This window comes from Pseudomonas sp. SLBN-26 (assembly GCF_006715895.1).
In the GTDB taxonomy this organism is placed as follows: domain Bacteria; phylum Pseudomonadota; class Gammaproteobacteria; order Pseudomonadales; family Pseudomonadaceae; genus Metapseudomonas; species Metapseudomonas otitidis.
The window spans coordinates 501251-522346 of the sequence record NZ_VFOB01000001.1 but is presented as its reverse complement, the minus strand read 5'-3'; the positions used below and the strand labels follow the sequence as shown (position 1 = coordinate 522346).

The 21096-nt window shown below is 67.7% G+C and carries 17 protein-coding genes; 7 read left to right on the top strand and 10 right to left on the bottom strand.

Annotated elements, in window-relative coordinates; translation table 11 throughout:
• Positions 1-16: 16 nt before the first annotated feature.
• The 4 genes from FBY21_RS02455 to FBY21_RS02440 form a co-directional block, all read right to left on the bottom strand.
• Positions 17-208: a YjfB family protein gene (locus tag FBY21_RS02455; protein ID WP_222119512.1), complete on the bottom strand. Its 192-nt coding sequence runs from the start codon at positions 206-208 to the stop codon at positions 17-19.
• Positions 209-377: 169 nt separating this feature from the next.
• Positions 378-4025 carry a translocation/assembly module TamB domain-containing protein gene (locus tag FBY21_RS02450; RefSeq protein WP_142008394.1) on the bottom strand — a complete coding sequence of 1216 codons (3648 nt, stop codon included), beginning with the start codon at positions 4023-4025 and terminating at the stop codon, positions 378-380.
• Positions 4022-5752 carry an autotransporter assembly complex protein TamA gene (locus FBY21_RS02445; protein WP_142008393.1) on the bottom strand — a complete coding sequence of 577 codons (1731 nt, stop codon included), beginning with the start codon at positions 5750-5752 and terminating at the stop codon, positions 4022-4024. The genes FBY21_RS02450 and FBY21_RS02445 overlap by 4 nt, the downstream gene beginning before the upstream one ends.
• A gap of 104 nt (positions 5753-5856) precedes the next feature.
• Positions 5857-6519, bottom strand: coding sequence for a GNAT family N-acetyltransferase (locus tag FBY21_RS02440; RefSeq protein WP_074972525.1), 663 nt, complete (start codon positions 6517-6519; stop codon positions 5857-5859).
• Between the two features lie 156 nt (positions 6520-6675).
• On the opposite strand from FBY21_RS02440, the gene xthA reads away from it, so the two are divergent.
• Positions 6676-7488 (top strand): exodeoxyribonuclease III, encoded by an 813-nt coding sequence (gene xthA / locus FBY21_RS02435; protein WP_044413974.1) that lies wholly within the window; start codon positions 6676-6678, stop codon positions 7486-7488.
• A gap of 40 nt (positions 7489-7528) precedes the next feature.
• Here xthA and FBY21_RS02430 read toward each other — a convergent pair whose 3' ends face one another.
• Together FBY21_RS02430 and FBY21_RS02425 are read right to left on the bottom strand one after the other, a co-directional pair.
• The gene (locus FBY21_RS02430) at positions 7529-7972 is read right to left on the bottom strand and encodes a hotdog fold thioesterase (protein WP_074972519.1); all 444 of its coding nucleotides are present in this window, start codon (positions 7970-7972) and stop codon (positions 7529-7531) included.
• 44 nt (positions 7973-8016) lie between these two features.
• Positions 8017-9684, bottom strand: a complete 1668-nt coding sequence (locus FBY21_RS02425; RefSeq protein ID WP_142008391.1) for an AMP-binding protein — start codon at positions 9682-9684, stop codon at positions 8017-8019.
• A 264-nt stretch (positions 9685-9948) separates the two neighbouring features.
• On the opposite strand from FBY21_RS02425, the gene FBY21_RS02420 reads away from it, so the two are divergent.
• Complete coding sequence (locus FBY21_RS02420) at positions 9949-10935, top strand: TerC family protein (RefSeq protein ID WP_142008389.1); 987 nt, start codon at positions 9949-9951, stop codon at positions 10933-10935.
• A 36-nt stretch (positions 10936-10971) separates the two neighbouring features.
• Here FBY21_RS02420 and FBY21_RS02415 read toward each other — a convergent pair whose 3' ends face one another.
• From FBY21_RS02415 to FBY21_RS02400, 4 genes are read right to left on the bottom strand one after another with little or no spacing between them, the layout of a single operon-like run.
• Positions 10972-11409, bottom strand: coding sequence for a hypothetical protein (locus tag FBY21_RS02415; protein WP_074972511.1), 438 nt, complete (start codon positions 11407-11409; stop codon positions 10972-10974).
• Between the two features lie 27 nt (positions 11410-11436).
• The gene (sixA, locus tag FBY21_RS02410; protein ID WP_142008387.1) at positions 11437-11901 is read right to left on the bottom strand and encodes a phosphohistidine phosphatase SixA; all 465 of its coding nucleotides are present in this window, start codon (positions 11899-11901) and stop codon (positions 11437-11439) included.
• On the bottom strand, positions 11898-12245 hold the full coding sequence (locus tag FBY21_RS02405; RefSeq protein ID WP_044413989.1) for a DUF4389 domain-containing protein: 348 nt from the start codon (positions 12243-12245) through the stop codon (positions 11898-11900). Before FBY21_RS02405 ends, sixA begins: the two co-directional genes overlap by 4 nt.
• 29 nt (positions 12246-12274) lie before the next feature.
• On the bottom strand, positions 12275-13297 hold the full coding sequence (locus FBY21_RS02400) for an NAD(P)H-dependent glycerol-3-phosphate dehydrogenase (RefSeq protein WP_069560232.1): 1023 nt from the start codon (positions 13295-13297) through the stop codon (positions 12275-12277).
• A gap of 364 nt (positions 13298-13661) precedes the next feature.
• Between FBY21_RS02400 and FBY21_RS02395 the strand changes: the two genes are divergently transcribed.
• From FBY21_RS02395 to FBY21_RS02375, 5 genes are all read left to right on the top strand, one after another.
• Positions 13662-15584, top strand: coding sequence for an ATP-binding protein (locus FBY21_RS02395; RefSeq protein WP_142008385.1), 1923 nt, complete (start codon positions 13662-13664; stop codon positions 15582-15584).
• 208 nt (positions 15585-15792) lie between these two features.
• On the top strand, positions 15793-16308 hold the full coding sequence (fabA, locus tag FBY21_RS02390) for a 3-hydroxyacyl-[acyl-carrier-protein] dehydratase FabA (RefSeq protein WP_044413996.1): 516 nt from the start codon (positions 15793-15795) through the stop codon (positions 16306-16308).
• An 11-nt stretch (positions 16309-16319) separates the two neighbouring features.
• Positions 16320-17537 carry a beta-ketoacyl-ACP synthase I gene (gene fabB, locus FBY21_RS02385; protein WP_142008383.1) on the top strand — a complete coding sequence of 406 codons (1218 nt, stop codon included), beginning with the start codon at positions 16320-16322 and terminating at the stop codon, positions 17535-17537.
• A gap of 170 nt (positions 17538-17707) precedes the next feature.
• A complete protein-coding gene (locus FBY21_RS02380) occupies positions 17708-19333 on the top strand; it encodes a methyl-accepting chemotaxis protein (RefSeq protein ID WP_142008381.1) in 1626 nt (541 codons plus the stop codon).
• 129 nt (positions 19334-19462) lie between these two features.
• Positions 19463-21085, top strand: coding sequence for a methyl-accepting chemotaxis protein (locus FBY21_RS02375; protein ID WP_142008379.1), 1623 nt, complete (start codon positions 19463-19465; stop codon positions 21083-21085).
• The last annotated feature ends 11 nt before the right edge of the window (positions 21086-21096 follow it).

Sequence of the window (21096 nt, the reverse complement as noted above, 5' to 3'; positions counted from 1 at the left end):
GGGAAGCTGCCGAGGTTCAGGCGGTGACGTCGATGACGTTGCCCAGGTTCGGCGGATTGCTGTTGCTCACCGGTACGGGCAGCGCCTCCAGCAATGCCAGGGCACTCTGGGACTGCAGGTCGACGGACTTCTTCAGCACCGAGACCTGCACCTTCATGGCGAGCTGGGCGGCACTGGCGTCGGAGATGGAGCTGGCGGAAACGTCCACGGCGACCTCGCACGTCAACGGGGGAAGATGACGGGATTCTGAGGCCATGCCGGCGCCCCGAACAGCACCGTCAGTCGCCTGGAAGGCCCGCCGTTGCGCTTGCAGCGGCACGGGAAGCCAGGGGACTCAAGCCTGGGCTTCCGGCCGAAACCTCGATCACGGCTGCCTGCTAGAAGTCCCGCTTGTAGAACAGGTCCAGCGAGCTGGCCAGGCCGCTGGCGGCCTCCAGGTAGAGGCGCCGGGTCAGTTCGTAGCGCAGCGCCACCACGCTGGTGGGTTCCAGTACGCCGAGGCCATAGCGGATGCTGAGGCGGTCGGTGAGCACGCCGGTGGCGCCGTCGTCGCCGATCTGGAAGTCCTTGAGGCCGAGCTTCTGCGCCAGGTCGCTGGTCAACGAAGAACTGCCGGACAAGCCCAGCGCCAGGGCGGCCTGACCCAGGGCGTTGCCGTCGCTGCCGCGCTCCAGGGGGCGCCCCAGTACCAGGTAGGACAGCGCCTGTTCCTGGCTCATGGCCGGGGTGGAGAACACCTGGGTGGTCGGCTCGTCGGCACGGCCATTGAGGCGGATGCCGGCGGTGACGTCGCCGATCTTGCGCACTGCTTCCACGTCCAGATAGGGCTGGTCCAGCGGGCCGGCGAACAGCAATCGCGCGCGGCGCAGGTCGAGGCGCTGGCCGTAGGCACGGTAGCGGCCGTTCTTCAGGTTCAGTTCGCCGCGCGCGGCCAGGTTGTCGCCGACCTTGAGGTGCCCGGCGAGGTCGGCGGTCAGGCCGAAACCGCTGAAGCTGAGCCGTTCCTGGCCCACTTCGACGTTGACGTCCATGGCCAGTTGCAGCGGAGCTTCCTCGTCCTGCTCGCCCACAAGGTGGGCATCCGACGAGACCCGCACGGCCTGGGGCGGCAGTTCACGGATCTTGATGGTGCCCCGGGGGACGCGCACGGTGCCGGACAGTGCCAACCGGCCCTCCGCCATGCGCACCCGCAGGTCGGGATCGACGTCGAGGTTGGCATAAGGCTCCACCACCACCGGCAGGCTGTTGCCGCGCAGGGCCAGGTCCACATCCAGGCCCTGGCTCCAGGCGACGCTGCCGCCCAGGCTGCCCTGCCCCTTTTCGCCACCGCTCCAGGTGCCGGACAGCTCGACCCGCTCGCCGGCGATGCGTGCATCCAGCGTGAGGTCTTCGATCCGCGTGGGCAGCTCGCCACCGGCCAGGCGGCCTCCGCCCAGGCGCACCTGCCCGATCACGTTGGGTGCCAGCAGGGTGCCGCCGAGGGTGCCGCTGCCATCGAGGCGCCCTTCCAGTTCCTCCACGCCCCGGGCGAAGGGTCGCAGCACGGCGAGGTCCAGGCCCTCCAGCTGGAAGTCACCCTGCAGCGGCTTGCGGGTCGGGCGCGGGTCGATGCGGGCGTCCAGGCGCAGGCGTCCGAGCTTGCCGCCTTCGAACAGCAGGCGGCTGTCCACCCGCTGCGGGCGCAGGCTGCTCTCCAGGCGCAGGCTCTGGTAGGGGAAATCCAGCCATTGGCCCTTGGCCCCCTCCTCCCGCACCCGCAGCACACCGCTGCCGGCATCCAGCAGGATGCGGCCGCTGGGGCCGGTGGATGGCAGTTGCAGCCGCAGGTCGCCGTCCAGCTGCCCCTGCCAGGCGAAGTCGTCCGGCAGCCAGGGCGCCAGGCTGGCCAGGGGGAAGTCCCGCAGGCGGTAGTCCAGGTTGGGTTCGGGCATGAGGCGCTGCTGGCCGGCGCAGAGGCTGGCTTCGCCGGAACGCCAGCAATGGGCGCCCAGGTCCAGGCGGCCGTCGGCCAGGCGCTGCAGCGAGGCGGCCTGTTCCAGGCGCCAGTCCTGGGTGCCTAGCCGCACGTCGCCACGGCTGAGGCGGCCGCGCCAGTCGCCGTCCTTCAGTTGCCCGTCGAGGGCCAGGCCAAGCCCCAGGTCGGGGCCCTTCAGGCTCAGCTCGGCCTGCTGCCGCTGGAGCGTGCCCGAGCCGGTCAGGCGCAGGTCACCCAGGGCGCGCTCGCCGGATTCTAGGTCGTCGGCATCGAGTTGCAGGGTGCCGTTCTGCCGGGCATCCAGCCTGGCCTGGAGGCGCAATTGACGCAGGCGCTGGGGACCGAGGCCGATCCGCTGGCCATCGAGGGCCAGTTGGCCCTGGGGCGCGTCAAGGCTGCCGGCGAGGTCGAGGCGCCCCTTGAGGCTGCCGAACAGGCCGGGCCAGAGCTGACCGAGTCGATTGAGGGCGATGTCCAGCCGGCCATCGAGGCGCTCCTCCAGGCGGCCCTGGCCGTCGATGCGATTGTCGCCCAGGCGTGCCTGGACCTGCTCCAGCGTCCAGCGCTGCCCTTCGCCACGGGCCTTGGCCAGGAGCACGGCGGGCTGGCCGCGCAACTGGCCCTTGAGGTCGAGGTCCGCCGTGAGGGCGAGGCGATCCGCCATGCGCCCCTGGCTGGCGAGGTTGCCGGCCAGGCGACCGGGCAGTTCGGCGACCCAGTAGGCGGGGTCGAGGTCCTTGAGGGCGAGTTGGGCGTCCCAATCCACTGCGCTGGCGAAGCCCACCTGGACGCGCCCCTGGGCCTTGCCCTGGCCAGCGGTCAGGCGCAGGTCGGCCAGCTCCACCTGGCCCAGGTCCCCCTTGAGCGGGCTGGCGAGGGTGAAGTCACCGGCCGGCCCCTTCAGGGCGGCATCGAATTGCCCGTGGTAGTGGCCGTCGAGGTACTGCACCTGGCCGTCGAGGTGCTGCAGGCTGACAGGCGGCTCGTCGATCGCGGGATACAGCCGGCGCCAGGGGAAGTCACGCCAGGCAATGCGGGCATCCAGGGCCAGGGCCTGTTGCCAGTCGATCCGTCCGTTCAGGTAGAGCGTCTGCTCCGGCGCAGCCATCAGGGCCAGTTGCTTGAGGTCCGCCCCCTTGGCGTCCACACGGCCGGCCAGGTCAAGGCGTACGTCACCGCCCTCGCCCGGCAGGCTGGCGTTCCCCTGGACCGCGTAGCCCTGCGCCAGGTCGCCCCGGGCCTGGAGGGTGAGCCGCTGTAATTGCAGGGTGTCGGGCAGGTCCGCCGAGGCCTTGAAGGCGTCCACCTTCAGCGTGGCGGAGGCTGGGAGGTGGTCGGCCAGGGGCTGCAGTTCGCCTTCCAGGCGGCCCTGCAGGTAACCGGTGCTGTCGGCCTGGACGGTCAGTTGCCCTTGCAGGTCGCCCTTGGCGTGCAACGCCAGCGACCAGGCCTGGCCGCCTGGGGCCGGCAAACCGAGGGTGCCGGTGGCTTCCAGCGGCCAATCCCCACTGGGGGCAAGGTGCCCTTGCAGGTCCAACGCGAGGTCGTCACGACGAAGGCTGACACGTTCCAGGGTGAGCCCGTCCGCCAGCCAGGTGGCGCGAAGCTGGAGATTGGCCAGCAACGCCTCGCCATCCAGGCTGAGGCGCCCCAGGCGAGCCTCGCCCAGGCGGATGCCGACCGGCAGCGCGAGGGCGGGCAGGCGGACGGGGCCTTCGTCAGTGCTGCCGCCCTCCCCCGGGAACGACAGGGCCACCTCGTCGGCGGCCAGTTGGTCGATGCACAGCGTCATGCCCAGCAAGCAGCCGGGCTGCCAGTCCAGGCGCGGGGCCGTGACCTCGACCACGCTTTCGCCCTGGCGCCACACCACACGCTGTGCCTGCCATTGGCCGCCCAGGTGGCCGCTGAAACCCTCCACCGCCAACCCCGGCACCAGGCCCAGTGCCCAGCGTGCGCCGCTCTCGCTACCCAGCAGCCAGGCTCCGATCGCTCCCACGCCACCCAGGCCGAGCCCCAGGGCGAGCAACGCCCCCTTGACCACGCGCCTCACAGTTCCGGCCCCATGGAGAAGTGAATGCGGAAGCCGCCGGGATCATCCAGGGCCTTGGCCAGGTCGAGGCGGATGGGCCCGACCGGGGAGACCCAGCGCACGCCGATACCGGCGCCGGTCTTGAGCTTGTCCTTGAGGTTGTTGACGGCGTTGCCACGGTCGACGAAAGCCGCGATGCGCCAGCGCTCGGCGATGGGGTACTGGTATTCGGCGCTGCCCACCACCATGTAGCGGCCGCCGACCTTGTTACCCTGGCGGTCCTCCGGGGAGAGCGTCTGGTAGTCATAGCCCCGCACGCTCTGGTCACCGCCGGCGAAGAAGCGCAGCGAGGGCGGGATGGCGCCGTAATCGGTGGTGGCGATGCCGCCGGCCTGGACCCGGCCCAGCAGGCGATGGCCGCCCGGCAGGGTGTAGAGCCCCTTGGCCATGGCGCTGGCGTAGGTCATGTCGGCGTCGGACAGCACGCCTTCCTTGGCGGCGCGCACGTCCAGTTGCAGGTGGTAGCCCTGGTTGGGGTCGAGGCGGTTGTCGCTGCGGGTGACGCTGTAGCCGATGCCGGGGATGAGGAAGCTGCTGCGCCCGTTGGGGCTGCCGTCGCCGAAGTCGTAGATCTCCTGCTCCCAGCGCAGGGAGACGACCCGCTGCCAGTCGTCCGGCAGCTTGGACTGCCATTGGCTGCCCAGGGTGAAACGGCGGCTTTCGACGTCGGTGAGTTGTTCGCGCTGGAAGCCGCTGGTGAAGCGCAGGCTGTCGGTCAGCGGCGGGTCGAGGGGGATTTCGTACCAGGTGCCGACGCTCTGCCGTGCTGTGGAGATTTCGCTTTCTGCCCCGAGGCGGTGGCCTTGGGGGTTGATCCAGTGGCGGGTCCAGTTGGCCCGGGCACGGGGACCGACGTCGGTAGAGAAGCCGACGCCCAGGCCCAGGGTGCGGGGTTTGACGGCACCGAGACGCACCTTCACCGGGATCAGCCGGCCAGCACCGGGCTCGGGCTGGGCGTCCACCCGCACTTCCTCGAAGTAGCCGCTGGCCTGGAGGTTCTGGCTGAGCTTGGCGACCTGGTCGGCGTCGTAGGGTGTGTTGGGTGGGAACGGCACCAAGCGCGCCAGCAGGTCGGGATCGAAGGGGGTGTCGCCGTCGAAGGCGACCCGGCCAAGTGCGTAGCGCGGCCCGCTGTCGTAGATCAGTTCGATATCGGCGACACCGGCACGGGGGTCGATGTCCAGCCGCTGGGAGCGGAAGCGGCCATCGAAGAAGCCATAGCGCAGGGCCTGGCTCTGGATGAGTTTCTTGGCGTCTTCGTAGATCCCGTGGTTGAGCGGCTCGCCCGGGGCCAGGGCCTTGCTTTTCGGCACCTTGAAGGCCTTGAGGCCGGCGGCCTCGCCTTCCACCCGCACCGTCACCTGGCGCAGGCGGACGGGCTCGCCCGGCTGCACGTCCAGTTGCAGGACCGGGTCCTTGCCGGGGCGTACCTGGCTGTCGATCTCCGCCTGGTAGTAGCCGAGCGCCTGCGCCGCCTGGCGCGCCTGCTCCTCGGCGGCACGGCGGAAACGACGCAGGGCGGTTTCATCTCGATCCCCCAGGCTGCCGATGAAGGCTTCGATATTGGCCTTCAGCTCGGCATTGGCCGGGGACACCTTCACTTCCAGCGAGGCCTTGGCCAGCGCGAGCGGGCACAGGGCCGACAGCGCGAGTGCCATTAGGCCGCGCATTCCTTGACGAACATTCATGCGCGGGATGCTAGCACGGCGTTCCGCTGCCTTTCTTCAGTCACCGACGCCTCGTCGGCCGAGGATTTCATGGCGCGATGTGTCGGGCTGACAACCATGGCGGCTCAGGCGCTCACGCCAACGCCTTCCAGCGCCTGGGCAGGGTTGGGGTGGAAGAAGACCCGCTCCAGCACCGGCCCGACGGCGACCTCACCGAGCAACTGGTAGCCCTGGCGCTGGTAGAAGTCGAGGTAGCGCGGGTTGCCGGTATCCAGCACCACACCTTGCGAGCCGGCGTCTTCGGCGCACCATTCGTGCAGCGCCTGGAGCAGTCGCTCGCCCAGCTGGCGCCCCTGGAACTCCGGGTGGATACCGAGCAACGGCAGCACGTGGTAAGGGCCGGGCGGCAGGCAGGCGAGCACCGCCTCGTGGTATTCGAGGAAGCGCCGGGTGCAGCCCAGGCCGGTGGTCAGCAACATGCGCAGGCGCCAGCCCCAGCTTTCGGTGATGTCCAGCCGGCGCTGGGGCGGGGCGATGAGGGCGATGCCCACCAGGCGCTCTTCGATCAGCAGGCCGATGGCCGGCAGCTCCTCGATGAAGTGCTGCTTGACCAGCTCCCGCACCGTGGCGCGCACGCGCTGGTCATAGCCGGGTCGGTTGGCATCCAGCAGATAGGCGTAGGTGGGCTCGTGCCGGTAGGCGTGGTAGAGCAGCGAACGGGCCTCGCGGCTGTAGCCGCGGTCGAGCAGGCGCACTTCGACCGGCGCTTGGGTGACGTATCCGGGCATGCACGGTGTCCTCGTTGTTCTGGTTATGGTCGCCGCGATGGGCAGTTGCCACGGCTGGCTGAAAAGCTAGCAGCCCCCCTGCCCCGCCGCCATGTGCTGGCAGGCCCGGCGGGCGTTGGGCTAGGATTCGATACTTTTTCCGGATGGCTGCCCCCCATGAAGATCGTTTCGTTCAACATCAACGGCCTGCGCGCCCGCCCCCACCAGCTGGAGGCGCTGATCGCCAAGCACCAGCCCGACGTGATCGGCCTGCAGGAGACCAAGGTGGCCGACGAGCAGTTCCCGGAAGCGGAGATCCGCCAGCTCGGCTACCACGTCCACTACCACGGGCAGAAGGGCCACTACGGCGTGGCGCTGCTGTCGCGCCAGGCGCCGCTGGAGTTGCACAAGGGCTTCCCGGGGGATGACGAGGACGCCCAGCGCCGCTTCATCTACGGCACCTTCGCTGACGAACAGGGCAACCCGGTGACGGTGATGAACGGCTACTTCCCCCAGGGCGAGAGCCGCGATCACCCGGTGAAGTTCCCGGCCAAGCAACGCTTCTACGCCGACCTGCAGGCGCTGCTGGAAAGCCGCTTCGCCCCCTCCCAACCGCTGGTGGTGATGGGCGACATCAACATCTCGCCGGAAGATTGCGACATCGGCATCGGCGAGGAGAACCGCAAGCGCTGGCTGAAGACCGGCAAGTGCAGCTTCCTGCCGGAAGAGCGCGAGTGGCTGGCCACCCTGAAAGGCTGGGGCCTGGTGGACAGCTTCCGCCACCTCCACCCCGAGGTGAACGATCGCTTCAGCTGGTTCGACTACCGCAGTCGCGGTTTCGAGGACACTCCCAAGCGCGGCCTGCGCATCGACGTGATCCTCGCCAGCCAGCCGCTGCAGGCGCGCCTGCGCGATGCCGGGATCGACTACGACCTGCGCGGCATGGAGAAACCCTCCGACCACGCGCCGATCTGGCTGGACCTGGCATGAATGAAAAGGGGCCGCTGAAGCGGCCCCTTTCTTTTACACATCAGCTGCGCGGCGGCTCCTCCCCCAGGGGCACGATGGCCATGGTCAGCCGCGAGATGCAGCTGGGCTTGCCATCGTCGCCGCTGAGGCGGATGTCCCACACATGGGTGGAGCGCCCCAGGTGCACCGGCCGGGCAACCGCAGTGACCCTGCCGCTGCGCAGACCGCGCAGGTGGTTGGCGTTCACTTCCAGCCCTACGCAATAGAAGCGGCTGGTGTCGATGCACAGGTAGGCGGCGGTGGAGCCGAGGGTTTCGGCCAGCACCACGGACGCGCCGCCGTGGAGCAGCCCGTAGGGTTGGTGGGTACGGCCGTCCACCACCATGCTGGCGGTGATCGAGCCCTCGTCGAAAGCTTCGAAGCGGATGTCCAGCACCTCGCCGATGGTGTTGCGCAGGGTGGCGTTGAGGCGGTCCAGATCGGGGGTTTCGCGCCACAGGCTCATGTCGACTCCTTTTTAGGTGGGCGCCGGGGTGACCGGCGCGGACTTCAGTCGTGCCAGAGCACCGTTTCGCGACGCTCGATCCACTCGGGGAAACGCGGCCCGTAGGTGCCTTCGACGACGTTGCGCTTGATCTTCAGGGTCGGCGTGAGGAAGCCGTTGTCCACCGCCCAGACATCCTTCACCAGCACCAGGCCGAGCAGGCGCTCGTGCTTGTCCAGCGCCTGGTTGACCTCGTCGAGCAGGGCCCGGAGGCTGCCTTCCAGCTGTTCACGGGTGCCGTTGCCGGCCTCCTGGCGCCCCACCTCGGAGAGCACGCAGAGGGCCATCGGCTGCGGCAGGCCGTCCCCCACCACGCACACCTGCTCGATGCGGGTGTGCACGGCCAGGCGGTTCTCGATGGGTGCGGGGGCGACGTACTTGCCCTTGCTGGTCTTGAAGATCTCCTTGATGCGGCCGGTGAGCCGCAGGTTGCCGTCGGCGTCCTGTTCGCCCTTGTCGCCGGTGCGCAGGAAGCCGTCGGGGGTGATGGTCTCGGCGGTGCGTTCCGGGTCCTTGTAGTAACCCTGCATGGTGGCGCCGCTGCGGACCTGGACCTCCCCTTCCTCGCTGATGCGCACTTCGACGCCGGGGCTGTTGCGGCCGATCCAGCCGGTCTTCTGCTCACCGGGGCGGCAGACATGGGAATAGCCGCAGTTCTCGGTCATGCCGTAGACCTCCAGCACGTCCAGGCCCAGGCGCTTGTACCAGTGCAGCAGCGCCTCGGGCACCGGGGCCGCGCCGCACAGGGCGACGCGCACGGCATCGAGCCCCAGGCCGGCGAGAACCTTGCGCCCGATGAAGCGGCCGATCAGTGGCAGGCACAGCAGGCGGTCCAGCTTCTGGGCGGGCATCTTCTCGAAAACGCCCATCTGGAACTTGGTCCAGATGCGCGGCACACCGAAGATCGCCGTGGGCCGCGCGCGGCGCAGGTCGCGGAGGAAGGTGTCGAGGCTTTCGGCGAAGAACACCGTCTGCCCGGCATAGAGGGAAGCCATCTCGACAAACATCCGCTCGGCCACGTGGCACAGCGGCAGGTAGGACAGCAGGCGATCGCTCTCGCCGGTGTTGAACAGCTGCACGCCATGCTCGGCGGCGAAGGCGAAGTTGCCGAAGCCCTGCATGACGCCCTTTGGCGTACCGGTGGTGCCGGAGGTGTAGATGATGGTGGCGAGCTGCTCGGGACGGGTGCGGGGATTGTCGCGGATGGGAGTCGAATCCAGCAGGTCCGACCAGGCGTAGTCGAAGGTGCCCTCGGGGTGGATGGGCAGCGCGATGGTGGCCACACCCTCGGGAATCCCGCCGCTCATGGCCGGCCAGTCGTCCAGCTTGCCAATGAACGCCAGGGCGCTTTCGGAGTGTTCCAGTACCTGGCGGACGGACTCGCCGGTGAGGTTGGGGTACAGGGGCACCGAAACGTGCCCGGCCATCCAGATCGCCAGGTCGGCCACGATCCAGTGGGCACAGTTCTTGGAAATGATCGCGATGCGGCTGCCCGGGGGGAGGTCGCGCCCCCTGAGCCAACTGGCGGCGCGTCGCGCCTGGTCGCCGACATCGCCCCAGGTCAGCTCCTCCACCTGGCCGCCCGCCATGGGCTGCACCAGGTAACGCTTGTTGGGATGACGTGCTTCACGCTCGAAGAACATGTCGAGCGGCAAACGGACTGCATCAGCCACAGGGCCTCCTCCTTCTTATTCTTGTGAATCGGGGACAACCAAGCACTTGCTTGGTCGACTATTCCACGCACGCCATCCCAGGCGCAAGTTAAGAAATGTATCGACCGTGACGCCTGTCGGCGGCGTACACAATTTGCAAAAAGGCCAGCTTGAGTGGGTATGAGGCGGCCCGTATCCTCGCCGCCATGACGCCGGGCCCCTCTGACGGTTAGCGCCGCCATGTCGGAGTCATAGTTGGTTCAATTCGACTGAAAGGAGGGGCTCGTGACTGCCCTAGATTCGTTTCTCTTCGCCGACTTCCTCGGCACCTCAACCTGGCTCTGGCTGGTCTTCATCGCCGTAGTCGCCTCCCTGCTGGCCTTCGACCTCGGCGTGCTCCATCGCAAGGAGCGCGAGATCGGTGTGAAGGAAAGCCTGATGCTTTCTGCCGGCTACATCACCGCAGGCCTGCTGTTCGGCCTCTGGGTCTGGCACCAGAAAGGCGCTGACGCGAGCATGGACTACGTCACCGGCTTCCTGATCGAGAAGTCGCTGTCGATGGACAACGTGTTCCTGATGGCGATGATCTTCAGCTTCCTGGCCATCCCGCGGCAGTACCAGCACAAGGTGCTGTTCTGGGGAATCATGGGCGTGATCGTGCTGCGTGGCGTGATGATCGCCCTGGGCGCCGCACTGATCCATGAGTTCAGCTGGATCCTCTACGTGTTCGGCGTGTTCCTGGTCATCACCGGCGTGAAGATGCTGTTCGCCAAGGTGGACGATGAGCCGAACCTGGCGGAGAACCGCTTCGTGCGCTTCCTGCGACGTCACATGCGGATTACCGACGAACTCCACGGCCAGCGCTTCTTCGTCCGCCAGCCGGACGCCAGCGGCCGTGTCGTGCTCTGGGGGACGCCGCTGCTGCTGGCCCTGGTGCTGATCGAGCTGGCGGATCTGGTGTTCGCGGTGGACAGCGTCCCGGCGATCTTCGCCATCACCCAGGACCCGTTCATCGTCTACACCTCCAACATCTTCGCCATCCTCGGTCTGCGGGCCCTGTACTTCGCCCTGGCGGCGCTGATCCACCGCTTCGCCTACCTGAAGTACGCCCTGGCCCTGGTGCTGGTGTTCATCGGCGGCAAGATCTTCCTGGTGGGCTTCATCGGCAAGATTCCTCCGGTCATCTCCTTGAGCGTGACCCTCGGCCTGCTGATCGGCGGCGTACTTTACTCGCTCTGGAAGACGAGGGGTGACAAGGCTCCCAGCCACTGACCCCACTGCGCCCGGCCCCTTGGCCGGGCGTTTCGTTCAGGGGGACTCGGGGTTGGGGAACCAGGCCTCCAAGCCCGGTTTGTCGGTGTCGACCTTCGGGTCGTAGATGTAGCCCGAGACCCTTGGGTAGTTGTCCAGGTCGTTACGCCAGAGCAGCGTCCCTTCGTACGGATGGCCATTTCGCTCGACGGTGATGCGCAGTTGGGTGGCGGTATCGACAAGCTCCGACTCGACGAAGGTCGCCCGCCCCGTCCAGACCTCGTCGCCCACTTCCCAGTACAGCGCCATCTCGCCCTCATGCAGGTAGACCTTGAGGTCGCCGCTGTAGGGCGTGCCGCTGTCCGGCAGGCGGCCCACCACCCAGTAACGGCCGACGAAGTAGGACGGGTCGGGGTGATCGGCAGCGCCCGCGAAGGGGATGCAGGCCACGGCCAGAAGCCAGGCGAGTGCCTGGCGGGTGAAATCACGGATCACGGCAGTCTTCCTTGAGCCCCGGCGGGGTCACAGGCGATGGGGATGGTGAAGCGCACGCAGGTCCATCACCCCGGCCAGGGGCATTGCGCCGTCGAGTTCGGCCAGGCTGGCGGTGCTCATGGCCAATGGCTGCTGGCGATGGCCGTGGACGAGCAAGCCCGCCAGTTCCCCTACGAACGGGTTGTGGGTCACCAGCAGCAACTGGCTCTCCTCCCGCCGAGCCAGCCGATCGAGCGCCTCGCGCGGATCGCTTTCCGGGGTCAGCCAGCCCTCCACCAGCACCGGCCCCTGGAATGCCAGGGCCTCGACCACCAGTTCGGCCGTCTGCCGGGCGCGCAGGTAGGGGCTGACGATGATCGCGTCCAATGGCACTCCCGCCAGGCGGGCTGCAGCCTGCAGCACCTCCTGGCGGCCGTTGCGGGTCAGCGGTCGCTCGGCATCGGTGGCGGCCCGGGGCTCAGCCTCGCCGTGGCGCAGCAGCCAGAGCTTCACAGCTTCGGCTCTTCGTCACGCACCGGGTGGGGCGCCGGGGGCACGCTGTGGGCGGCCTCGCCTTCCGGCGCGCGCGGGGTCGGCCAGTCGGCGAACGGCCAAGGCTTTTCCTCGGTATTGAAGGTGCCGAAGCGGCCGATCTGGGCCAGGTACTGGCTGAGGCTGTCACCGAAGGCCATCAGCCCGCCGTTGGGCGCGCCGTAGAAGGCGCGGTAGCCCAATTGGGCCAGCACCACCACGCCGAGCACGATCTCGGCCAACTGCCAGACGATGACGAAGATCAGCATCCACAACACACGCAGCAGGATGGACTCGCGCTGCAGGTCTTCTTGCTCATTGCTCATGGTTAGCTCCTGGTCCTGGGGCGGCTGGTTCAGAAGCCGCTGGTGGGGATGAAGTCGACGTCGGTCTTCGGCTCGCCACGCATCAGCACCTCGATCACCTGGGCCAGGGTGCGCCCTTCGAAGAGGATGGCGTGCAGGCCGGAGACCAGCGGCATGTAGACCTGCAGTTCCTCGGCACGGGCCTTCAGCACCTTGAGGGTGTTGACCCCCTCGGCCACCTCGCCCAGGCGGGCCACGGCATCCTCCAGGGACAGCCCCTCGCCCAGGGCGAAGCCCACCTGGTAGTTGCGGCTCTTGGGCGAGGAGCAGGTGACGATCAGGTCACCGACGCCGGCCAGGCCGAGGAAGGTCATGGGGTTGGCGCCGAGCTTGACGGCGAAGCGGGTCATCTCGGCCAGTGCCCGGGTGATCAGCATGCTCTTGGTGTTCTCGCCCATGCCCAGGGCGGCGGCCATGCCGGCGATGATGGCGTAGACGTTCTTCAGCGCGCCGCCCAGCTCCACGCCGAAGCGGTCGGCGCTGGCATAGACGCGGAAGGTCTTGCCGTGCAGGGCCTGCTGTACGCGCTGGCAGAGCTCGGCGTCTTCGCTGGCGACCACGGTGGCGGTCAGCGCGTGATCGGCCACTTCCTTGGCCAGGTTCGGGCCGGAGAGCACGCCGATGCGCGCCTTGGGCGCCACGTCTTCGAGGATCTGGCTCATCAGCTTGAAGCTCTGGGCCTCGATGCCCTTGGTCAGGCTCACCAGCAGCTTGCCTTCGAGCTGCTCGGCCACCGGCTCCAGGGCCTTGCGCAGGGCGCTGGAGGGGATGGCCACGAACACCAGGTCGCAGGCCGCCAGCACGGCCGGCAGGTCGGAACTGGGGCTGACCCCGGGGTGGATCTTCACCCCCTTGAGGTAGCGGGGGTTCTCGCGGTTCTGGCGAATCGCCTCGGCTTGCTGGGGATCGCGCATCCACTGCAGCACGCTGTTGCCGTTCTCGGCGAGGAGGTTGGCAATGGCGGTGCCGAAGCTGCCGCCACCCAGCACTGCGATCGATTGATCTCGAGTCATAACCAGTCCATGTAGAGCCACCCGGGTGGCGAATCCGCGCATTATACGGAGGCCCGAGCGACCAACCAGTCTCAAACCGGGCATCTGCCACTGGTCAAGCCGCGGGGGAGCGACGAAAATCCCGCATCCATGTGACCGCTTCGTGGTTTTGCGGTGCCAAACGCCCGCCGAACGGCCATCACCCAACCTGGCAAGCCCTGCGCCGAGACCCCCGCATGCCTCCACGCCCCTCGCCCGCCTCTTCTACCCGACGGCTTGCATGCCGCCAAGGTGACGCGGGCGCCCGGGCGAGCGACCAAAGCGGAAATGCCCGGGGGCTGACGCACCTTGATTCCACGCTGACGGGCCCAGGAGGCACCACCCCATGACCCGCAGCTGGGACATCCACACCCGCACCCAACTCATCAGCCTCGGCCCCGCCCTGCTGCTGACCTTGCTGCTGACCGGTTTCTTCACCTTCGCCCGGCTGCAGGACCTGCGCCAGGAGCTCAACCACACCGGCCAGTTGATAGCCAACCAACTGGCGCCGGCAGCCGAATACGGCGTGATCGCCGGCAACCGTCCGGTGCTGGAAGGCCTGCTCAAGGCCACCCTGGACACCCCCCATGTGCGTTTCCTGGAAGTGCGCGACCAGGACGACGCCATCCTCGCCTACGTCGAGCAGCCGGGCACCCTCGAACGCAACGGTGCGCAGGTGGAGATATTCCATGCGCCGATCCGCCTGCAGCAGGTGCAACTGGGCAACGAGACGCTGTTCCACGCCGGGCGCGGCGACAGCAAGCTGGCCACCGGCTACCTCGGGCGCGTGGTGGTCGGCATGTCCAACGATGCGTTCAGCAGTCGCCAGCAGGAGATCCTGCTCAAGGCCACGCTGCTGGCACTGTTCGCCCTGATCCTCACCTTCCTGGTGGCGCGCCGCCTGGCCATCCGCCTGTCACAGCCCATCAGCGCCATGGGCCAGGCAGTGGAGGCCATCCAGGCCGGCAACTACCAGGCCAGCCTGCCGGTGATGGAGGAAGGCGAACTGGGTGACCTGGCCCGGCACATCAACAACCTCGCCAGCGGCCTCGACCGCGCCAGCCGGGAACAGCGCCAGGCTATCGACCAGCTGATTGCCGCGCGGGAAGAAGCCGAGCAGGCCAACCGCGCCAAGTCCGACTTCCTGGCGATGATGAGCCACGAGCTGCGCACACCGATGAACGGCGTGCTGGGCATGCTGCAACTTCTTGAAACAACCGAAATGACCCAGGAGCAGGCCGAGTACGCCGCCCTGGCCACCGAGTCCACCGAGCACCTGCTGAAGGTGATCAACGACATCCTCGACTTCTCCCGCATCGAGCGGGGCGCGCTGGAACTGGAGCGCATCGCCTTCAACCTGCTGGAGCTGGTCAACGGTTCGGTGCAGGTGTTCCAGCACAGCGCCCAGCAGCGCGGCCTGGCGTTGATCGTGGAGACTCAGCCCGGCCTGGAACAGGTGGAAGTCCAGGGCGACCCGACGCGCATCCGGCAGATCCTGGTGAACCTGGTCGGCAACGCCCTGAAGTTCACCGAAGAGGGCAGCATCCGCGTGGTCACCCAGTGGCAGGCGCTGGACGACCAGGTGCTCTGGCTCACCTGCGCCGTGCACGACAGCGGCATCGGCATACCCCCGGAACGGCTGGAGCACATGTTCGACGCCTTCCAGCAGGCCGACAGCTCCATTTCCCGGCGCTACGGCGGCACCGGCCTCGGCCTGCCCATCGCCCGCACCCTGGCCGAACGCATGGGCGGCACCCTGCGCGCCGAAAGCCACCAGGGCCAGGGCTCGGTGTTCACCCTGGAAATCCCCCTGCCCTTCCGCCAGCAGGTGAACCGCACGGACGGCCCCTACCCGGACCAAGCCGCGGCGGGCAACGGCCAGGACGTGCTGCTGGTGGAGGACAACCCGGTCAACCAGACCGTGATAGAAGCCATGCTGCGCAGCCTCGGCTACCGCGTCAGCCTGGTCAGCGACGGTGCCCAGGCCGTGCAGGCGGCTTCTCGCACGGGGTTCGCCGCCATCCTCATGGACTGCCGGCTGCCGGTGCTCGATGGCTATGAAGCCACCCGTCAGATTCGCGGCATGAATGGAGGCACCCGGGTCCCCATCATCGCCCTCACCGCCAACGCCCTGCAGGGCGACCGCGAGGCGTGCCTGGAAGCGGGTATGAACGATTACCTCGCCAAGCCGTTCAAACGGGCAGACCTGCAGCGTGTGCTGCAGCGCTGGCTGGGCGGCGCGACCGATTGCCCCCCCGACCTTCGGTGAGTGGGCAACGGGTGATAAAGTGCGGCAGGCTGTGCCCTCGAACCCCACCTTGCGCGACCCGGGACGATCGGAATGCAGGTGTACGAGTGTACTCTGTGACTTTCACTGCAACGCAACAGTCTATGACTAGTCTGCCGATTCGGCGCTATGCGCACGGCAGTGGACGAAATGCCAAGCCCTGCAGTACGGGGATCATTTAGGAGCTCGCATGACAAGACAAAACGCCTATTCCCGGGAAGACCTGCTGCGCTGCAGTCGCGGTGAGCTGTTCGGACCTGGTAATGCGCAACTGCCCGCCCCCAACATGCTGATGATCGACCGGATCGTTCACATCAGCGAAACCGGCGGGAAGTACGGCAAGGGCGAAATCGTCGCCGAGCTCGATATCAACCCCGACCTGTGGTTCTTCGCCTGCCACTTCGAGGGCGACCCGGTGATGCCGGGCTGCCTGGGCCTCGATGCCATGTGGCAGCTGGTGGGCTTCTACCTCGGCTGGCAGGGCAACCCCGGCCGCGGCCGTGCACTGGGCTCGGGCGAGGTGAAATTCTTCGGTCAGATCCTGCCGACCGCCAAGAAGATCACCTACAACATCCAGATCAAGCGCACCATCAACCGCTCGCTGATCCTCGGCATCGCCGATGGCACCGTCAGCGTCGACGGGCGCGAGATCTACAGCGCGGAAGGCCTCCGCGTCGGCCTCTTCACTTCAACTGACAGCTTCTAAGGGTTATCCGCATGCGTCGCGTCGTGATCACCGGCCTGGGCATCGTTTCCTGCCTGGGCAATGACAAGGAAACCGTTTCCGCCAACCTGCGTGCCGGCCGTGCCGGTATCCGCCACAACCCGGCCTACGCCGAGATGGGCCTGCGCAGCCACGTTTCCGGTTCCGTCGACCTGAACCTGGAAGAGCTGATCGATCGCAAGATCTTCCGCTTCATGGGTGACGCCGCCGCCTACGCCTACCTGGCGATGGAACAGGCGATCAAGGACTCCGGCCTGACGCCCGAGCAGATCTCCAATCCCCGCACCGGCCTCATCGCCGGTTCTGGTGGCGCCTCCACCGTCAACCAGATGGAAGCCATCGACACCCTCCGCGAGAAGGGCGTCAAGCGCATCGGCCCATACCGCGTGACCCGCACCATGGGCAGCACCGTTTCCGCGTGCCTGGCCACCCCCTTCCAGATCAAGGGCGTGAACTTCTCCATCTCCTCCGCCTGCGCCACCAGCGCGCACTGCATCGGCCAGGCCATGGAGCAGATCCAGCTCGGCAAGCAGGACGTGGTCTTCGCCGGCGGCGGCGAGGAAGAGCACTGGAGCCAGAGCTGCCTGTTCGACGCCATGGGCGCCCTCTCCACCCAGTACAACGAAACCCCCGAGAAGGCCTCCCGCGCCTACGACGCCAAGCGTGACGGCTTCGTCATCGCCGGTGGCGGCGGCATGGTGGTGGTCGAGGAACTGGAGCACGCCCTCAAGCGCGGCGCCAAGATCTACGCCGAGATCGTCGGCTACGGCGCCACCTCCGACGGCTACGACATGGTCGCCCCGAGCGGCGAAGGCGCGGTCCGCTGCATGCAGCAGGCCCTGTCCACCGTCCAGGCCCCGATCGACTACCTCAACACCCACGGCACCTCCACCCCGGTGGGCGACGTGGCGGAGATCCGCGGCGTACGCGAAGTCTTCGGCGACAAGGCCCCGGTGATCAGCTCCACCAAGAGCCTGTCCGGCCACAGCCTGGGTGCCGCTGGCGTCCACGAGGCGATCTACTGCCTGCTGATGATGGAAGGCAACTTCATCGCTGCCTCGGCCAACATCGACGAGCTGGACCCGGAAGTGGCCGACATGCCGATCCTTCGCCAGGTTCGCGAAGACGCCAAGCTGGACACCGTCATGTCCAACAGCTTCGGCTTCGGCGGCACCAACGCCACCTTGGTGCTGCAGCGCTTTAAGGCCTGACCGGCCCCCAGCGACACCTGAAGGCCCGTATCCCCGGATACGGGCCTTTTTCGTGCCCCACGTAAAACCGCATCAGACCTTTCCCAAACCCTGCCGCCGCATTTAAGTCCCGCGCAACGCCTCCGCTCTTAATGCCCGTACGCCCACGCGCATCCCCGGAGGAGCCTCCCATGTCCCTGCGCAACCTGAGCATTTCTATCCGCGCCGCCTGCGGCTTCGCCGTCATCACCCTGTTGCTGGTGGGCCTGGGGCTCTTCTGCCTGTCGCGGATGTCCACCATGGACGAAGCCACCTATCAGGTATCCAAGATCTGGCTCCCCAGCGTCGAGTACTCCAGCCAGCTCGGCTACCTGATGGCCGAATACCGCCTCAGCGAGATGAACCACATCCTCAGCCGCGAGGCCGAGCAGATGAGCCGCCAGGAAGTGCGCATGGCCAAGATCCGCGAGGAGCTGGACGAGATCGAGCGCATCTACCAGCCCCTGTTCCTGCTGCCGGACGAGAAGCGCCTGTTCGCCGAATACCGCCAGCGCAAGGAAGCCTACCTCCAGGGCCACGACCAACTGCTGCAACTCTCCCGCAGCAACCATGCCGACGACGCCTACGAACTGATGCGCGGCCCCCTGCGAGAAGCCTACGAAGGCGTACACGCCACCCTCACCGAGCTGATCAAGCTGAGCAACCTCGAAGCCGACCTCTCCGGCGATGCCAGCGCCAGCACCTATGAAGGCGCCCGCACCGCCGTCAGCCTCGTGCTGGTACTCGCCGCGCTGCTCGCCGTCGCCACGGCCTGGCTGCTCACCCGCAGCATCGTCGTGCCGATCCGCACTGCCGTGGAAGCCGCCCGCACCGTCGCCAACGGCGACCTCACCGGCGCCATCGACACCCAGGGCCGGGACGAGCCCGCGCGGCTGATGCAGGCCCTCGCCGAGATGCGAAGCAGCCTGCACCAGACCATCCGCCACATCACCGACTCCTCCAGCCAATTGGCCGCCGCCGCCCACCAGCTCAGCGTGGTGACCGACGAAACCAACCAGGCCATGAACCGCCAGCACGACGAAACGGAGATGGCCGCCACCGCCGTCAACCAGATGACCGCCGCCGTCGAAGAGGTCGCACGCAATGCCGCCTCCACCTCCGAAGCCTCGCGCCTCTCGGAAGAGTCCGCCGAAGGTGGCCGCCACCAGGTCGCCCAGACCGTCCAGGCCATCCGCGCCATGAGCAGCGAAGTCAGCCAGACCAGCAGCATCGTCGGCGGCCTGGCCGACCAGGCCCAGGGCATCAGCAAGGTGCTCGACGTGATCCGCGCCATCGCCGAGCAGACCAACCTGCTGGCCCTCAACGCCGCCATCGAGGCCGCCCGGGCCGGCGAAGCAGGCCGGGGGTTCGCCGTGGTCGCCGACGAAGTCCGCGCCCTCGCCCACCGCACCCAGGAATCCACCCGCGAAATCGAACAGATGATCGCCAGCATCCAGACCGGCACCGGCAACGCCGTCAGCGCCATGAGCCAGAACGACGAACGCGCTCGGGAGATTCTCAAGATCGCCGAAGCCGCCGGCCAGGCCCTGGACGTGATCGCCGCCCAGGTCAGCGCCATCAACGAACGCACCCTGGTGATCGCCAGCGCGGCGGAAGAGCAGGCCCAGGTCGCCCGCGAGGTGGATCGCAACCTGGTCAACATCCGCGACCTCTCCGCCCAGACCGCCACCGGCTCCAACCAGACCTCCAGCGCCAGCCAGGAACTGTCCCGCCTGGCCGCCGACCTCAGCGCCGTGGTTGCCCGTTTCACCGTCTGACGCCATCCGGGCCTGCCCAGCGGCAGGCCCTCGCTTCCCCTGAAAAGCCCACAGATCGGGCTCCGCAGGCCAACAAGAAAACCTATACTCCTCCGCGTCCCCCCGCCTGGCCCCCACGGAGAAGTGCCCATGTTCCTGCGCCAGTTCCCCATCGCCCCGCGCGCCGCCTCGAGCTTTGCCCTCATCACCCTGCTGCTGATACTCACCGGCCTGTTCTCGCTGAACCGCATGGCGGTGATCAACGACGCCTCCACCGAAATGAGCCAGAGCTGGATCCCGAGCCTCAGGAACCTGGCCAAGCTGGAACTGCTGGTCACCGAAATACGCCAGGTGCAACTGGGCCACGTGCTCGCCGAAGCGGCCGCCAAGCCGGCTCTTGAGCAGCGCCTTCAGGAGCTGGAGGCCAACCTGGCGAAGACCAGCCAGGCCTACGAGAAGGACATGGATACCGGCCGGGACACCGAACTGTTCCGCGCCTTCCAGCAGCAGTACAAACGCTTCCAGGACGAGTCCACCCAGCTCCTGGGCCTCTCCCGCAGTGGTGACAGTGCCGGCGCCAACCGCCTCATCCAGGGCTCGTTGCTGGAGAACTACCGCGCCACCATCAGGACCTTGCAGGCGCTGCTGGACTACAACACCGAAGGCGCCGAGCAGGCCAACGTAAAAGCCGACCAGGACTACGCCAGCGCCAAGACTGCCGTGCTCAGCGTGCTGGCCCTGGCGGTACTGGCCACCGTGCTGCTGGCCTGGCTGCTGACCCGTAGCATCACCCAGCCGCTGCACATCGCCGTGCGCGCCGCCGACGTGGTGGCAGGCGGCGACCTCACCGGCCCCATCGACACCACCGGCCGGGACGAACCCGCCCAACTGCTCACCGCCCTGAAGAAGATGCAGCAGCAACTGCGCGGCACCATCGAGCAGATCAGCCATTCCGCCACCCAGCTCGCCTCGGCCGCCGAGGAAATGAGCGCCATCACCGAGGAAAGCAACCGCACCCTCAGCCAGCAGCACGACGAAATCCAGATGGCCGCCACGGCGGTGAACGAGATGACTGCCGCCGTCGAGGAAGTGGCCCGCAACGCCGCCGGCACTTCAGAAGCCTCCCGGGCCTCCGAGCAATCGGCCCATGCCGGGCGCAGCCGGGTCGAGCAGACCGTCCAGGCGATCCGCCACATGAGCGACGACGTTGCCCAGACCAGCCAGTTGGTGGAAGGCCTGGCCGAACGGGCGCAGAACATCAGCAAGGTGCTCGACGTGATCCGCGCCATCGCCGAGCAGACCAACCTGCTGGCCCTCAACGCCGCCATCGAGGCCGCCCGCGCCGGCGAGCAGGGACGCGGCTTCGCCGTGGTCGCCGACGAGGTACGCGCCCTCGCCCACCGCACCCAGGAATCCACCCGTGAAATCGAACAGATGATCGGCAACATCCAGAGCGGCACCGGCGAGGCGGTCAGCGCCATGAGCCAGAACGACCAGCGTGCCCGCCAGATGCTGGAGATCGCCGAAGCTGCCGGCACCGCCCTGGTGGAGATCGCCGAGCAGGTCAGCCACATCAACGAGCGCACCCTGGTGATCGCCAGCGCCGCCGAAGAGCAGGCCCAGGTCGCCCGCGAGGTGGACCGCAACCTGGTCAACATCCGCGACCTGTCCACCCAGACCGCCACCGGCGCCAACGAAACCTCCACCGCCAGCTACCAGCTCTCGCGCCTGGCCCTGGAACTCAACGCCATGGTGGCGCGCTTCACCGTCTAGTCCGCCTGGCC

Bases quoted from the DNA above. Each gene is read 5' to 3' on its own strand.
- FBY21_RS02405 (WP_044413989.1), bottom strand. From the start codon at position 12,245: ATGAGCAATGAGCAAGAAGACCTGCAGCGCGAGTCCATCCTGCTGCGT.
- FBY21_RS02445 (WP_142008393.1), bottom strand. From the start codon at position 5,752: ATGAATGTTCGTCAAGGAATGCGCGGCCTAATGGCACTCGCGCTGTCG.
- fabB (WP_142008383.1), top strand. From the start codon at position 16,320: ATGCGTCGCGTCGTGATCACCGGCCTGGGCATCGTTTCCTGCCTGGGC.
- xthA (WP_044413974.1), top strand. From the start codon at position 6,676: ATGAAGATCGTTTCGTTCAACATCAACGGCCTGCGCGCCCGCCCCCAC.
- FBY21_RS02395 (WP_142008385.1), top strand. From the start codon at position 13,662: ATGACCCGCAGCTGGGACATCCACACCCGCACCCAACTCATCAGCCTC.
- fabA (WP_044413996.1), top strand. From the start codon at position 15,793: ATGACAAGACAAAACGCCTATTCCCGGGAAGACCTGCTGCGCTGCAGT.
- FBY21_RS02400 (WP_069560232.1), bottom strand. From the start codon at position 13,297: ATGACTCGAGATCAATCGATCGCAGTGCTGGGTGGCGGCAGCTTCGGC.
- FBY21_RS02375 (WP_142008379.1), top strand. From the start codon at position 19,463: ATGTTCCTGCGCCAGTTCCCCATCGCCCCGCGCGCCGCCTCGAGCTTT.
- FBY21_RS02380 (WP_142008381.1), top strand. From the start codon at position 17,708: ATGTCCCTGCGCAACCTGAGCATTTCTATCCGCGCCGCCTGCGGCTTC.
- FBY21_RS02440 (WP_074972525.1), bottom strand. From the start codon at position 6,519: ATGCCCGGATACGTCACCCAAGCGCCGGTCGAAGTGCGCCTGCTCGAC.
- FBY21_RS02430 (WP_074972519.1), bottom strand. From the start codon at position 7,972: ATGAGCCTGTGGCGCGAAACCCCCGATCTGGACCGCCTCAACGCCACC.